This is a genomic window from Mesorhizobium sp. 128a (assembly GCF_053848025.1).
On the sequence record NZ_JBSPKY010000007.1, the window covers coordinates 120,088 to 135,547 of the forward strand.

A 15,460-nucleotide genomic window follows, 5' to 3' on the forward strand; every position below is an offset into this window, starting at 1 on the left:
CGTCTCCGGGCCGGGCTATGTGATCTCGACATGGCCAGGGTCTTGATGATCATAGAGGCAAAAATAGCCACTACATATTTGCTTGAGCAAATCATGGAGGCTTGTCGGGCTCGTGGAGTCGATCACGAAGTAAAACTTCTAACTGAGCTGCAAATAGGTGACCTTACCCAAAATACGATCCCAATGTTTGTAAGGTGTGCTGACCCGCAGGCCTCGGCATGGGCAGAACTACTTTCCGATGCAGGCCGGCCATATGCATACTATATCGATGATAATTTCTGGAGAATTGTTGGAGACAATCCTCTCGCATTGTACTATCGGCACCCAATTGTCAGGAAATCGTTGGAGTTTATGGTTTCTCATGCTGAGTCCGTTATCGTAAACTCCCCCGAGCTGGCCAGGTTCGTATCAAGTTTTAATCCCCGCGTGACAGTGCTGCCGTCGTTTTTCGATTTTTCACTCATTGACGGCTCATCTCCGATTTCTACTGACGAAATCCGAATCGGCTTTGCGGGAAGCCCTTCGCGGGTCGCTGATCTGAGTTTGATATCGCCGCTTATTCAGCCGATCCTGGAGAGATTTCCAAAAGCGGTATTCGAATTCGCCGGCGTCTTTCCAAAGGGAGTCGTGGCCGGCGCCCGAGTTCGGTTTTTTCCGCACACTGGCGACTACGGCGCCTACATAAAATTCCAGACTTCGAGAAATTGGGCGATTGGCTTGGCGCCCCTGATCGACCATGAGGCAAACCGCAGCAAGACGGATAACAAGTACCGAGAGTACGGCGCACTCAGTATAGCTGGAATATATTCAAATATTATTCCGTATAAAAACGCCGTAAAGGATATGGAGACAGGATTGCTTGTCGAGAACACCGAGCAAGAGTGGTTTAATGCTGTATCAATGCTAATAAGTTTTCCAGAAAGACGAAGTAAATTGGTCGGTGTTGCGTTTGATGATGTGCATAAGCGGTATGATTTGAATACGGTTTCTCGAGAGTGGTCTGACTTATTCTTGAAAATTGACAAGGAACGCCCAAAAAATGCCAAGAAGCTTAGATTGAGAAAAATTAGATGGAGAAAATTATGGGGATTGGTCGAGAGGTATAGGGTTCATTTGCTGGTAAATTATCGGGATGGAGGATGTTATCTTGTCGCTAAGAAGATGATCCGAAAAATACTAGTTAGTCTTTAATGTTTTATTTCCATCATATGGGGTGCGCTCTTGACAGGTTGTCCGGCCGCATGATCTTTTGCCAACTGGCAACGCGCCCATGGTCTTGCCGCCTCCACCTGCAACATCTCGCCGGCCACGGTCGAGAAGCGCTGCAACGCAGTGCTGGAATCGCCCTCCATGGTGGCGCGACTCAAGCGAAACGGCAAAATCGGTACGGCTTATGAAACACAGCTATTCGAGTGCGGATAAGAACAGGCTGCTCCGTGACGTCTTGCGCTCGCTGCTGCTTCATCGCGTCTGGTTTTTTATCGGCATGCAAGACATCAAGCGGCGCTATCACCGTTCGTTCGTTGGCCCGCTGTGGATTCTTCTCAACCTTGGACTCTATGTGGGGGCGATAGGTTTCGTTTACGGCGTCATGTTCGGGCAAGACCTGAGGGCCTTCCTTCCCTACCTGATGCTGGGTTTCGTTATCTGGGGGTTGATTTCCGCCTCCGTGGTCGACGCCGGCATGGTTTTCATAAATGCAGAGGGTTACATCAAGCAGTTCTCATATCCAAAGCAGATATATATTATGAGATCACTGGTAAGCAGCAGCATGAATTTTGCGATTGGCTTGTTTGCAATCGGTATTGTTCAGATTGTGCTTGGTATATGTTGGCTAACTGGATGGGCATCGGCAATTCCTGGCTTGTTTTTACTGTATCTTGCTCTGATTGGCCACATAGCGATATTTTCATACCTTGGCGTTGCGTTCCGCGATCTTCCGCATGCGTTATCGGGAGTGTTGCAGGTCGTGTTCTATCTGACGCCGATTGTCGTTCCGGCCAGCGTCCTGAAGAATCACGGTCTAGAACTCGTGTATATGGTTAACCCATTCTACCATTTGATCGATATCGTTCGTCATCCAATTCTGTCTGGAGGCTTCGCTCCACTTTTTTCATACGAATTTGTGGTTGCATATATTCTCGTCTTGTATGGAATTGCTTGGTACGTGGCCTCGCGGTTGGATAAAAAAGTGGTGTTCCTCCTTTGACCCAGAACTTCATACGACTACGCAACGCCGGCGTGCTTTTCACCGGCGATACGAACAGCGATGGGCTGATAGGCCGGTTGACCAGAAGGCGCAGCGGGGGAGTGGCCCCTGGCGCCTATGCGGTTGAAGCTCTGAAGAATGTCACTGTTGCGATCGAGCAGGGCGAGAGGGTGGGGCTTATCGGTCTCAATGGCGCGGGAAAGAGCACGCTGCTGAAGGTCATGGCCGGTATCTACGCGCCGACCAGCGGAGTTGTGGAAACCGAAGGGCATGTTTGCCCGATGTTCGAGTTCGCAACCGGTTTCGAGATGAATCAAACCGGTCGAGACAACATCCGCATCCGCGGCTTGCTGCTTGGCATGACGCCCGGTGAGATCGAGGCGAAGCTGCCGGAGATCGAGGAGTTTACGGAGCTTGGCGAGTTCCTGGGGTACCCTGTCCGGACATATTCCGCGGGTATGTTCATTCGCCTCGCGTTCGCAGTGTCAACAAGCATAAATCCAGAAATACTTCTTATAGATGAGGTTATGGGTGCTGGAGATATTCGTTTTGCGAAGAAAGCCAAGCGTCGTATGTTTGAATTCATGGAGCAGGGAAAGATTCTTGTTTTCTCTTCTCACAATTTTGATTTGCTAAAGAGTTTTTGCGCCAGAACTATATGGATAGAAAAGGGAAGTATCGTTATGGATGGCGATACGCCAGAAGTGGTAGCTGGATACGAGTCATCGCAGCGATAGACATTCCGCTTTGTGGCAAGGTGTGGCGGCGCGCGATGCTTGTCCGATATTAGAATTCGGAGGAAATATGAGATTCGGTGATTGTGGCCATGATCTTTCCATCTGCCACATCGACAGAGGGCAGTCGGCACCCGAAGTGACGGTGATCCTCCCTACTTTTGCGCGTGCCAACGGGTCTTTACGGCTTTCAATCGAGAGTGTGCTTTCGCAAAGCTATGGCGATTTCGAGCTGATCATTGTGGATGACGGCTCGCGCGATGGAACTGCCGACGTGCTAAGCGAGTACCAGCTTGCCGATCCTCGGGTCATCATACATTCATATAGGTACAACAGTGGTCTGCCAGCCTTGCGCGTTAATCAGGCCGCGCTTCACCGGCGCGGCAAGTACATTGCCTACCAGTTTGACGATGATCTGTGGACGGAAGACAGCCTGAAGGTGCGCATGGCTTGGCTTGAGCGACAAGCTGTTCCAAGCGTCGCCTATGGCAGTTGCGACGCCTATCGTGCGACGAGCGAAGGCGACGTCTTTCTGCGCGTGCTTGGGCAGGAGTTCAACTATGGACTCCTCCAGCATGGCAACTATATCGCAAATAACTCAGTAATTCACCATGCTGCTCTTTTTGAAAGGCATGGCATGTACGACCCTCATGTGGCGGCCAGGCGATACTCGGATTACGACCTCTGGCTGCGTTTCGGAAGAAGTGCGCCATTTCAATGGGTGGATGCGACATGTTCGATCGTTCGCGCCGACATGGAGAACTCGCTCGGCCGGGATGTGCGGTCAGATTTTACCCAGACCTTGAAATACTTGCGGCTTGCGCGAGACAATCAGCTGAAGCCTGGCAATATTGCCAGCTATGACCTGATTGGTGCCGAACATTGGAAGAACCGATTCTCGACGGCCGAGATACGGAGATATTATAGAGAAGAAGCTCTGCCATTTATTTCCAAGTTCAATGGCTATTTGACCCCGTCAGAGCTGGCAGTCGCCGCGTCTGGGGCTATGGAACACAAGCGCATACTGGTATCGAAGCCAGACTATAGCACGTCTGTGGATGTGGCCGTTCGCAATTTTGAGAACCTTGAAAGTCAAAGAGGCTTCAGCAGTACCTTCGTCAGAGAGCGAGATGTGCCGCGATTCGACACGTCGGACACGGACATAGCAATCCTCTACCGTACTGTGGGCCCGGCAGAACAATTATTGGCCGGCAAGAGGCGCGAGGGCATCCCGTGTGCCTATCTGATGGATGATAACATGCTCCGCTTCCATGAAGTGGGGCCGGAACATTCCGCCATCGCGCCTGGTACGCCGGGATACCGAAGCATAGTGGCCCAGATATCTGCGGCCGATGCCGTGATTGGATACAGCGATGAGATCATTGAAGATTTTTCGATTTATAACTCCCATATTATTAAGCTAAGCACAAACATACAAGGCAGGTACGTCGCCAGGAGAGACTACAAAAGGTCTGGGAAGTTCCGAATTGCGATTTTTAGTAATAAATTCCGTAGAAATATTCTAATCAAGATTTGGCCTGGCCTTCAGCGTGTGGCGTCAGCTTATAAGGATGAGGTAGAATTTCATTTTTGGGGGATCGATCCGCGTGATTGTCCTGCTCTGGATTGCGATGTTCATTTCAAGCCATTCACCCATTCATATGATCATTATCTTTCTGAACTGACCGGCACCTATTTCGATCTTTCACTGACGCCTCTTGAGGGTGAAACACGTGCGGAACGGAGTAAGAGCCCTGTCAAATTGTTAGAATCGGTCGTCGCTGGCGCGATTAGCGTGATGAGCAATGTCGCGCCCTATAGCCGCTTGCCTGACTCGGTTTGCGTCAAGGTGAGCAATAGGCCTGACGACTGGGCAGACGCCATTGAAGGTCTGATCAAGCTGAAGGCCGAACAGCGGGACCAGATTTTGGAAAGGGCTCGTACATATGTAGAAGGCCGGTATACCACGGAGATTCAATACTACGATTTTTTCGGTGCGCTCGCCGCAACTGCACTTCATTCGCGCCTGAAGGATAAGGCAATCCTCTTTGGGTTTCATGAGGCCGCGCTGGGGGGCGCAACTCTTCATTTGCTACGGCATGCTGCGCTAGCTTCCTCCTTCGGTTTCAGCGTTGTGGGTCTGGTTCCGCAGAGCGAGAGGTTTGGACCGGAATTTGCTCGTCTCTGGCGTGAGGCAACGAAGGATGCCCCACTGTTGGAGGAAAGCTGGCAGAACGGGATGGACCGTGTCGACGCGTCCAAAATCCGGTCGCTTCAAGAGAGAGATCGGCAGGATGCACGTCGCATTGGCGAAAGATTGGTTGGACACAATGTAGGCCTTGTTCATTTCGCCACCTGGCAGCCAGCTATGACGGCACTTGGATTGGAGCTTGGGGTTCCAATTGCCGCTAGCGTTCATCAATACTACGACGGCGCCGATACAAACGCTTTCGCCCATGCAGTTCATTGCTCCTCGACAGCACATGGGGAGCGATGGAAGAAAGAATCCGGGGTCGCCGTGCGTCGTATCGTGTGCCCCGTGGACGATATCTATTTTTCGCTATTCGCGGCACGAGACGATCGGAACTTTTCAATAAAGGATCCGCTGCAGATAGTCGTTTCCGGAACATTGCAGCCTCGCAAGAATCAACTCGCCGCCATCAAGGCGGCGCTACTTCTGCAAAAGGCCGGGCACAACGTTACGGTCCACGTAATAGGTTACGATGACCTTCGCGTCGACTACGCCAACGAGTGCCGCGATTATGTGGCGGAACATGGTCTGGAAAACCACGTCATCTTTCATGGGTTCGTTTCTGACCCGGAGCGGTTCTACGCAAGTTGCGACGTGTTGCTCATTTCCGCTCTGGACGAATCCATGCCGCAGACGATGCTTCAGGCCATGGCGTCTGGTGTCGCCGTCGTATCGCCTAGCGTTGGCGGCGTATCAGAATTGCTTAGGCATCGCTACAGCGGGTTGATTGCCAGGGATGCGTCCCCGGAGGAACTGGCGAAGGCCGTTCAGGAGTTTCTTGGATATTCAGTTGTGCGGCGGGCTGAGATGTTGAGAAGTGCTTATCGGACGATAAGCATATTGGGACGTTCAGGCTACGTCCGTGCTGAATTGATGGACCTTTACGGGACTGCATTCAGTAGGGCGGCGTCCGCGAAGCCGATCGAGGCGGTCGCTGAGGTCTCGATGGCTCAACGGGACGTGCCCTCAGCGAGATTTGAGCCCGCTGTGGCTTCCACGATTGCCAGGCTTCATTCGGAGGTAGAGGCCCAACATTTTTCGCGTCCACTCAGGCTTGCGAGAGCCGTCACTCGGCGGTCGAGCGAAATGTGGGACATGGTTTCCTCTGTTTTCGATCCGCTTGATCGTTTCAGCCATCAGCACTTCGGCCGGATGCGACGTGATGAACTGCGCCTGAGCGAGGATCTCTCAAATATATCCTATAGAGAATATACCGTTCATTTCGCGCTCACCTCCCTATCGGCCGTCCATCTTGGCATAGCGCCACTTGTTCGGGCGCAGGCAGGGCTCGTAGGCGTAGAGATTGTGTCCAGGAACGATGAGATTCTGGGCACCGTGGCCCGACCACTCGCCGATATTGAAGAGGGCCTCCCCGCAAGATTTTCGTTTGACACGCCTTTTCATGACCTTGAGGCCGGATGGCGCCTCAGGGTTTTCGTACACGAGGCGGATGTACCGGTCACCATCTATGAGGTGGTTCGGCCAACGGTGATCTACGGCGCGCTAAAGCGGTTCCCTTTCGCGAAATTCGAGTAGCCGCGGTCACTGCGGCTACTGCAATTCCAGGAAAGTGTGAGTGGTTTTCCCGGGAAAAGCGCGAAGCGCTTTCCGTTGGAAATTGCGCAATGGCGAAGGCCGCAAGATCTCGATAGGCGCAGCGTGAACGTGCAATCCGTGACGAACGCGCACACTTCCGCCAGATTGCACTCGGCAGCGGTCAGGAATGACGCGTAACAATGTAGGCTTGCCCGCCGGAGCGAAGGCTGACCGACCTGATGTCACCCAAGTCCTTCGCCCCTACGGTGCGGATGACCTTCCGGATAAGGGCATCTGGGTATTGCCGGTGTAGAAACTGAACACCACCAATCGTTTCGTGGTTTTCAACGATTTCCTGTTCGCTGCTTGGCCAAGTCGTGAAAATGCAGGTTCTCCGCGCGACACGAAGCAATTCAGCTACGAATTTCTCTATCTCGGGAATGTGGCCGAGCACTTCGAAGCACAGGACAACATCGAATTCCTGATCTCCAAAACTGAGATCGTAACCATCTCCTGAAAGAAATTCGGTGTCTGGGAAATTTCTTCTCGCTATCTCCAGCATTTTTGAAGATGAGTCGACTCCCGTATAGCTGGAATCGCTAGAGATATTACCGATCAGTTTTTCGTATATGAGGCCGGTACCGCAACCAACTTCAAGAATCGATAGTGTGTGTCTATCTATATTGCTCGATACTACTTGAACGAGCTCTTCGCGATGCGCATGTTCGATCGGCGAATTCTGCCAAATCGACTGAATTTCCTCTGCAATTTCACCAACATCCCAATTGTCCCAGGTTCGAGTCACGGGTCGCTTCCTCTGATCAAGTGTCTACTGGCCATGCCAGCAGCATCCGTCTAGCCGGCAATGTAGGAATTATCAGGGCATGGCATCGGCCGGGCGCGCGCGTTCAGGTCGTTTCCATGGTGTCGACCCGCCCGCCTTTGAGAGTTAGCTTTTTTGTGCAAACGCTTTGGATCAAGTACTCACTGTGGCTGGCCAGCACAATGATACCTGCCTTTTCCGCCAGTTCGTCCATGCGCCGTTTGGCTTTGTCCTGGAACGAAGCATCGCCGGCGCCAATCCACTCGTCCATCAGCAAAATCTCTGGCTCAAGCGCGGTCGCCGCTGAAAATGCCAGCCTGGCTGCCATGCCTTGGCTGTAAGCCTTGAACGGGAGGTCGATGAAGTCGCCGAGCTCGCTGAAGGCAATAATACCCTCCATTTTTTCTTCGATCTCGGCCTCTGTCCACCCGTTGATCAATCCGCGCAGGACGATGTTCCTGCGGCCTGTGGCTTCGCGTCGAAAGCCTATGTTGATGTTGAAAAGCGCGTCGACCTTGCCTTCTATAGTGATGCTTCCCCCCGATGGCTCATAGATTCCGTAGAGCACCTTGAGAAGCGTGGTCTTACCGGCTCCGTTCGGGCCGACCAAACCCAGTCGCTCGCCCGCCTTGAGCTCGAAACTGACGCCGTCGAGGGCTTGCACAAACTGCTTTCTGCCTGAGCTTTCAATTCTGCCGCCTGGCCCACCCATGCGTCGGTCAGGCGCTGAAAGTGTCAGCTTTTCGTGCAGTTTGTAGACCAGACTGACGTTATCCAGCTTGATAGAGACCATCGAAAAAACTCAAATCAGGAAAACAACTTGCCTGCGATATCGGCCAAGCAGCAACAATGCAATCGCCCACATGAATAAGGAAATATAGACCGTTACGGCGAATGCCTGCATCGGAAACGCGCCGTTCGTGATCGGCTCGCGCACGATTTCCAGGAAATAGCTGAATGGATTCCAGTTATAGGCGTATTTTTGTATGCCGCCCTGTCCGCTGTAGATCCAGAAGACAGGCGTAAAAAACATCCCGACTCGCATGATGTTGCCGACGATGAACTGGCTGTCGGGAAAGAATGCGCCGAGGAAGGCGAAGACCGTGATGACGGCTGGAGTGGCGAACAGGATCACGAGTAGCCCTGCAAGCGACCATAGCCATGCGGGGGTAAGTCCCGAGCCGCTCAGGAGCAGAATCACGATGCAACCTGCGATCGCATAGCCAACGCGAATGACGGACTGAACCGTCATCCGCATGACGTACACAAACAGAGGTAGGGTCGTGCCCTCTATGAAGCTCTCCTCACGCTGGAAGAGGGAAACACTCAAGGAGATGATTTCCATCAGGTAGAACCAGACCATCAGGCCGATTGCGACATAGGCGGAATAGCCCGCAGCATCCTTGCCGGCAGGCTGGAACACGAAAACGAACGTGCCGACGAACGCTACGTAGTTGACCAGCAGCCAAAGTGGGCCAAGCGTCGTGCGCCTATGCTGGTCGCCGATGTCCTCATGGGCAAGTGCGATCCAGACCCGATGCAGCCTCATAGCCTTGCTGATATCGTCGAGGGCGCCGTTCAGTGCCAAAATCATTGTTGGTGTCGCAATCCGTTCCTAGTCGCTTCGTATGTCCGATGGCCACATGAGGCGAGGGACATTTCATAGCCATCGCGACGAGCGTATGGCAACTGATTGCGGCTTAGTGAAGCCCAGCAATATCTTGAGACCAACCATTAGCAATGTCTTTTGGACCTGTACAATTGTCCTGAAAGGCCACAGTTCAGCCAATGGCGATTGGTCCGGAACAGCCGCATTCACCTTTGATCACATATTCGTCAAAAACATCTGGCGATACCCCCGACTCCGCGCTATTGCGATAGCTGGGCAAGGGACTTGGGATTTGCAATCTGGAGTGGTGACGGATGATGTTCCATCCGGCGCCTGTCTGGTATTGATATACCCGCGCCTGGAGTTCAGTACTACCCAATGACGTCATACGTACAAGTCGTATCCGGACTTCGGCCGAAGATGCGGCGCGCCATTATAATGATCCAGGACCTGGTCATGGTCCTGGTTGCGGTGGCGCTGAGTCTCGGGCTTTCGCAGTCGAGACTTTCATTCGATGCGCTCTCCTGGCCGGGCCTGGCGTGCTGGGTGAGCATTGTTCTTCTCAGCCATATCTTGTTTCGCTATTGCGGCCTCTATAACACCGTGTGGCGTTTCGCCTCCACGCCGGACTTCTTCAACATTCTGAAGAGCTGCGCGATCCTGACCGTCACGCTTTATGTCGTCTCGCTGGCGGTTCGATCCTTTCAGCCGGTGACCGGCCTCAACGAGCGTCAGTTTATCGTCTTTTTCCTCGTCTCCTTCACCATCATATCGGCGCCCCGGCTTTACTACCGGTTCCTGCGCGATGGCGCGAGCTGGCGAATCCTGAGCCGCAATGCGAGCAATGTGGCGATCAAGCAGGCGCTGTTCGTGGGCAGGCTCGGCGAAGCAGACGTCATAATCCGGTTCACGCGTGCGGCAGAGCCGGCCGAATATTCCATCGCCGGCATCATGGCCATCGAGAACGCCGCGCCGCTGGGCAGGCAGATCCAGGGCGTCCCGGTAGTGGGTGTGCGGCCCCGCCTGGTCGAGGTCCTGGAAGAATATGCAAGAGGCACCAAAAGCCTCGACATGCTGATTTTTGGCAATGGCACCGAACGCGAGATCGAGGAGTATTCGGAGCTGGTCCGTGTCGCCCGCCACAGCGGCATCGCCGTCGTCCAGTTCTCCGGCGTCTCGGAACTCGGGCAGGGCGGGAAGCTGGTTCTCGACGCTGTCGAAATGGAAACCATCCTGCGCCGTTCCACGGTTCCTTCCGATATTGAGCGGATCGGTGGCTTTGTCGGCGGCAAGCGCGTCCTGGTGACCGGCGGCGCCGGCTCGATCGGTCGCATCCTGGTCAAGCGGTCGCTGGAACTTGGCGCCGAGGCGGTTCTGGTCGCGGATATCTCGGAGTTCGGGATTTTCCAGCTCGACCAGCAGGTCGACGAAAAGGATCATGCCCGGCTCAAGAGCCGCATCGTCGATGTCACCGACCGGCGCCAGATCACCCGCGTCGTCAGCGATTTCAAGCCCGACATCATCTTCCACGCCGCCGCGCTCAAACATGTGCCGCTGCTCGAGGAAAACTGGGAATCGGCGATCCAGACCAACATTTTGGGAACCCTCGTCTGCGCCGAGGTTGCCGCCAAATGCGGGGTGCCGCAGTTCCTGCTGATTTCCAGCGACAAGGCGGTCGATCCGACCTCGGTGCTCGGCATGACAAAACGCGCCGCCGAGCAGATCGTCTCTTCACTGCACGAGACGCACGCCATCGAACCCAATGGCCGTCGTTCCGGCACCAAGTTCATCGCCGTGCGGTTCGGCAATGTCTTCGGCTCCAACGGCTCGGTCGCCACCATCTTCCAGGCGCAGATCGAGGCCGGCGGTCCGGTCACCATTACCGATCGCCGCATGACCCGCTACTTCATGACGGTGGCCGAAGCCGTCGACCTCGTCATCATGGCGGCGGCCGACGCGGAGCGGCGCCAGGGCAAGGACGATTACGCCATCTACATGCTCGACATGGGCAAGCCGGTGCCGATCCTCGAAGTCGCCGAAACCATGATCCGCATGGCCGGCAAAAGCCCCTACACCGACATTCCGATCCGTTTCACCGGGATCAGGCCGGGCGAGAAGCTTCACGAGGTGCTGCATGGCGGCAATGAAGAGATTGTCGCACTCGACATTCCCAAGATCTTCGGCCTGCGAACCGATGTCGTGGGATGGCCAAAGGTCCAGGCCGCGCTGACATCGCTGCAGGCGGCCATGCGCGACCAGGACAAGGCCGCAGCACTCGCCGTCATGGCCGGGCTTCATCAGGCCGAACAGCCTCCAGCCGACACGCACCGGGAAACCATTGCGAAAACGGTCGGACAAGCAGGTTAGAGCAATTCCAGGAAAAGTGTGAAGCGGTTTTTCCGTCCGGAATTGCTGACAACAAACAAGCTGTCCTGATCGACCGGGATTGGCTATTGAAACCAATCCGATGGCCGGTCCCAGGCGTTTGCAGATGATTCTGAACCAGTGAGCAGACAAGATCAGCGTGTGGCCGTGCTGCTGGGCACGAAAGATGGCGCGGCCTTCCTTGACGAGCAGCTCGCATCGCTGCTTGCGCAATCGCATCCCCATATTGACCTCTGGATCTCCGACGACGGTTCGACGGACGGCACCGCCGCCATCATCGGCGCCTGGCAGAGCCGCTGGTCCAAGGGGCAGCTAACCCTCGTGAATGGTCCTCGCCAGGGCTTTGCCGCCAACTTCCGCTCTATGATCATCGATCCACGCATCGACGCCGACTTCTACGCCTTCTGCGACCAGGACGACATCTGGGAGCCGGAGAGGCTGGAGAGCGCTATCGCCTGGATGCAGGGCCACGATGCCGGAACGCCGCTGCTGTTTTGCTCGAGGACCGCGACCATATCCGAAACCGGAGCAGCGCAAGGGCATTCGCCGCTGTTCCTGAAGCCGCCCTCGTTTCGCAACGCGCTCGTGCAAAGCATTGCCGGCGGCAACACCATGATGATCAACCGCACGGCGCGAAAGTTGCTGGCAAAGGCATCGGCAAGGACCGAGTTCGTCAGCCATGACTGGTGGACCTATCTGATCGTCACCGCCGCTGGCGGCATAGTTCGCTATGACCCTCGGCCGCTGGTGCGCTACCGCCAGCATGAGGCGAACCTGGTCGGCGCCAACGTGTCGTGGAAGGCGCGGCTGTCGCGGCTGGGGCGCCTGTTCAAGGGCGAGTTCGCCATCTGGACCGATCACAATCTGAGCGGTCTGGCGGACAATCGCGACATCCTCAGCAGGGATGCCGCCGCTTGCCTCGGCCTGTTCATCAGGGCGCGCAAGGGCGGTGTCTTGCGACGCCTGCGTCTTCTCAGAAAAAGCGGCGTCTACCGGCAGACGCTGGCTGGTACGCTTGGGCTCTATTTGGCCTTCATCTGGCGGCGGATCTAGAGCATGCAGGGACGGCCATGAGGGGACCCAAGCGAGTTTTCGACCTCGTCGTGGCGGCGGTTCTCTTGCCGCTGACCTCGCCCGTCATCCTGCTTGCCATGCTGGCGATCAGGCTGTCGTCGCCTGGACCCGCATTATTTTCGCAAACCCGGATCGGACAGAATGGCGTGCTGTTTCGCTGCCGCAAGCTGCGGACGATGGTTGTGGGAACGCCGTCTCTGCCTTCGCATCAGGCGCCGGCAAACTCCATCACTGCCGCAGGCAAAGTGCTGCGAAAATTCAAGATCGACGAGCTGCCACAGCTGTGGAATGTGCTGAAGGGCGAGATGAGCCTGGTCGGGCCGCGTCCATGCCTGCCCACGCAAACGGAATTGATCGAACGCCGCAGGCAATTGGGCGTGCTTGCGGCGGTTCCGGGCATTACCGGGCTTGCGCAGATGAAAGGCATCGATATGTCCGACCCAGAACTCTGCGCCGAAACCGATGCCGAATATCTCAGGATGGCGTCGGTGGGCCTCGACGTCAAAATCCTGCTCGGCACAATCTACCGGGCCTGATGGGCCTTTCGCGCGAGTTCCTCAAGTCGGCCGAGCGTGTCGGTTTCCGGCATCCAGCCTTCCGAGACCAGCGGTGACGGGTCGCAGATCTGTGTCGCCATTAACGCTTCGTACGATGCTCGTCTGCCAAGCAGCGTGGCCAACAACCGGAACGGTCGAGGCGACATGAGGCAAGGGCGGGCCGGAATGTCGAACCCGTGGCGGAATGCGATGATGACTTCGGACATCGCGACCGGAGAAGCATCGCCCAGGACATAGGTCGGGCGCGGCTGCTTGGGACGGGTCAAAAGATGCACCACGGCGCCGGCTAATGCGTCACGGGACATCAGCGAACGAACTGCCGTTAGAAGGCCAGCGGGCACTGGCAGTGTAGTGCCTGCGAGCCGCATCATCCCACGCAGGTTTCCCCTCATGCCTTCGCCATAGACCGGCGGCAGCCGCAGCGCCGTCGCATCGGCGGGCCTTGATGCATAGGCTTCCAGCATCCTGATCTCGCCTTCGCGCTTGGAGCGTCCGTAGGCGCATTGCGGGGCAGGGGGGGGCGCCTCGTCGATGGTGCCGCTGAAAGTAGGACCGGCCACCGCCCGGATCGATGAGAGATAGATGAAACGCCCGCTTGCCCGCCGGGCCGCGGCGTGCGCCAACTGGGCGGTCAGTGTCGCGTTGGCGGCCATAAAATCGGCCTCGCTTGCCTTGCGGTCATTGTTGAGCGCCGCACAGTGGACGACATGGGTGATGTCTAGCATCAGCGCCTGGAATGCCTGGGCCGGCGCGTCGAATTCCGGCAACAGGACCGCATCGCTCGCGGGATCGAGCTGTTCCGGGTGACGCGAGGCCATGCGCACCTCGAACCCGGCTTCGCCAAGCTGGTTGACGACCTGCCTGCCGATGAAACCCGTCGCGCCTGTGACCAGCACTTTCATGGCTGGCTTGCCTGTGGCGTCCGCTGTTCCGGCAGCGCCTGTTGCCGGCCCGAAGCAAGGTAGGTCCCGGACACCAGGAACACCATCAATGTCGAATCAAGGATATCATGGCCGACCAGGATGCCGGTCAAGCCCCCGATGAGATAGGTGACCACGGTAACGACAATCATCGTGGCGCCGAACCGCTCGATCGCGTCGGTGCTGTTGCGCAGCACAATGGCGGCGTTTCTCGCGGCAACGACGAACACAGCCGCCAGCGTAATGGCGCCAAGCAACCCGGCCTCCACCAATGCGGTCAGGAAGCCATTGTGGAAATGGCTGAAGCCCGTAGACGGCATGTTGAACTGGTCGTGGAAGCCTTGCTTTATCAGGTCACGGCTCGCAGCAATGCCGTGACCGAAAAGCGGCATGTCGTGGAAGGCGTTAAGGCCGATCTGCCAAAGTGCTGCGCGCAAGCCGAGCGCCGTGGTGTGGTCGCCTTTCGTGGCCAGCGCATCCCAGTCGCTGAACAGGAAAGCCGCGCGCTCGGAAATGATGGGGAAACCGACGACAGCGATGACGATGCCGGTCGTGCCCGCAATCAGCAAGAGGCGAATGGCGTTTCTGTTGTTGAGCTTGCGACGGTTGATCAGCAGGACGGCGATGCCGGCCACCAGCATCGCCAGCCAGATGATCCGTGACCCCGAAAGGAGGATGGCGACCGCACCGGCCAGTGTCGTGCAGGCCAGCAGGACCCTGTTCTTTTCCATGCCCGACAGGACGCCCGCCAGGCACATCATCATGCTGAGACAGGCGACGGTCGCGAACACGATCGCATTGCCGGCGCCGCCTTCGGCCCGTATGCCAAGCCAGTAATATTGCACGGTTCCCAGCAGCAGGGCGCCAAAACAGGCTGCAGCACTCGCCAGCACGACGATGCGCGCCAGCGTGGTTTTCTCGGTAATGCTCCAGGTCGCGTATGAGACGGGGAAAAACAGGAAGGTGATCAGCCCCGCCAGATGCGGCGCATCCCTGGCGATCGAATTGTTGACGATGGAAGCGAGCACGGAGGCTGCGCAATAGGCATAGATCGCCACCGTCATCGCGACCATCGGCCGGTCGATGTTGAAACGCCGTCTTTTCAGCGCAAGCAGAAACACCGACCACAGGCCGCCGCCATTGAACACAAAGCTGACCGCCGACCCCAGCACAGGCGGGCAAAGGAAGCAGAGAATGGAGAAGGTGATGTTGATCCGAGACGGCGAGAGGTGCTGCTTGATAGTGGAAATCGGGGTCAATGCTCTGGTTCACAATGCGCTGGGGTCGCTTGGCGACGGACGGTGTTTTGGCGGCGGCTTTTGCGGCATCCCGCCCCGCGCGGGTTCAGGAGCCGGTATAGCG

General features: G+C 56.2%; 12 protein-coding genes. 7 read left to right on the forward strand and 5 right to left on the reverse strand.

The features are described 5' to 3' along the window. Positions 1–30 precede the first annotated feature (30 nt). From ACWTU9_RS14155 to ACWTU9_RS14170, 4 genes are all read left to right on the forward strand, one after another. Positions 31–1,191: a glycosyltransferase gene (locus ACWTU9_RS14155; protein ID WP_455858805.1), complete on the forward strand. Its 1,161-nt coding sequence runs from the start codon at positions 31–33 to the stop codon at positions 1,189–1,191. Positions 1,192–1,393: 202 nt separating this feature from the next. Then, entirely contained in the window at positions 1,394–2,209 is an 816-nt protein-coding gene (locus tag ACWTU9_RS14160) for an ABC transporter permease (RefSeq protein WP_455858806.1), read from the forward strand. Further along, positions 2,206–2,946, forward strand: a complete 741-nt coding sequence (locus tag ACWTU9_RS14165; RefSeq protein WP_455858807.1) for an ABC transporter ATP-binding protein — start codon at positions 2,206–2,208, stop codon at positions 2,944–2,946. Before ACWTU9_RS14160 ends, ACWTU9_RS14165 begins: the two co-directional genes overlap by 4 nt. A 67-nt stretch (positions 2,947–3,013) precedes the next feature. Further along, positions 3,014–6,730 carry a glycosyltransferase gene (locus ACWTU9_RS14170; protein ID WP_455858808.1) on the forward strand — a complete coding sequence of 1,239 codons (3,717 nt, stop codon included), beginning with the start codon at positions 3,014–3,016 and terminating at the stop codon, positions 6,728–6,730. A gap of 181 nt (positions 6,731–6,911) precedes the next feature. Here the strand turns inward: ACWTU9_RS14170 and ACWTU9_RS14175 are convergent, their stop codons facing one another. The 3 genes from ACWTU9_RS14175 to ACWTU9_RS14185 form a co-directional block, all read right to left on the reverse strand. Then, a complete protein-coding gene (locus tag ACWTU9_RS14175) occupies positions 6,912–7,535 on the reverse strand; it encodes a class I SAM-dependent methyltransferase (RefSeq protein ID WP_455858809.1) in 624 nt (207 codons plus the stop codon). A 103-nt stretch (positions 7,536–7,638) separates the two neighbouring features. Beyond that, positions 7,639–8,346: an ABC transporter ATP-binding protein gene (locus ACWTU9_RS14180; RefSeq protein WP_455858810.1), complete on the reverse strand. Its 708-nt coding sequence runs from the start codon at positions 8,344–8,346 to the stop codon at positions 7,639–7,641. A 9-nt stretch (positions 8,347–8,355) separates the two neighbouring features. Then, the gene (locus tag ACWTU9_RS14185) at positions 8,356–9,147 is read right to left on the reverse strand and encodes an ABC transporter permease (protein ID WP_455858811.1); all 792 of its coding nucleotides are present in this window, start codon (positions 9,145–9,147) and stop codon (positions 8,356–8,358) included. 393 nt (positions 9,148–9,540) lie between these two features. Here ACWTU9_RS14185 and ACWTU9_RS14190 point away from each other — a divergent pair, with 393 nt between their 5' ends. The 3 genes from ACWTU9_RS14190 (at position 9,541) to ACWTU9_RS14200 (ending at position 13,157) form a co-directional block, all read left to right on the forward strand. Beyond that, on the forward strand, positions 9,541–11,529 hold the full coding sequence (locus ACWTU9_RS14190; protein ID WP_455858812.1) for an SDR family NAD(P)-dependent oxidoreductase: 1,989 nt from the start codon (positions 9,541–9,543) through the stop codon (positions 11,527–11,529). 138 nt (positions 11,530–11,667) lie between these two features. Further along, positions 11,668–12,600, forward strand: coding sequence for a glycosyltransferase family 2 protein (locus tag ACWTU9_RS14195; RefSeq protein ID WP_455858813.1), 933 nt, complete (start codon positions 11,668–11,670; stop codon positions 12,598–12,600). A gap of 17 nt (positions 12,601–12,617) precedes the next feature. After that, positions 12,618–13,157 carry a sugar transferase gene (locus tag ACWTU9_RS14200; protein WP_455858814.1) on the forward strand — a complete coding sequence of 180 codons (540 nt, stop codon included), beginning with the start codon at positions 12,618–12,620 and terminating at the stop codon, positions 13,155–13,157. Here ACWTU9_RS14200 and ACWTU9_RS14205 read toward each other — a convergent pair. Together ACWTU9_RS14205 and ACWTU9_RS14210 are read right to left on the reverse strand one after the other, a co-directional pair. Further along, positions 13,145–14,080, reverse strand: a complete 936-nt coding sequence (locus ACWTU9_RS14205) for an NAD-dependent epimerase/dehydratase family protein (protein ID WP_455858815.1) — start codon at positions 14,078–14,080, stop codon at positions 13,145–13,147. The genes ACWTU9_RS14200 and ACWTU9_RS14205 overlap by 13 nt on opposite strands. Then, a complete protein-coding gene (locus tag ACWTU9_RS14210) occupies positions 14,077–15,357 on the reverse strand; it encodes an O-antigen ligase family protein (protein WP_455858816.1) in 1,281 nt (426 codons plus the stop codon). Before ACWTU9_RS14210 ends, ACWTU9_RS14205 begins: the two co-directional genes overlap by 4 nt. Positions 15,358–15,460: the final 103 nt, after the last annotated feature.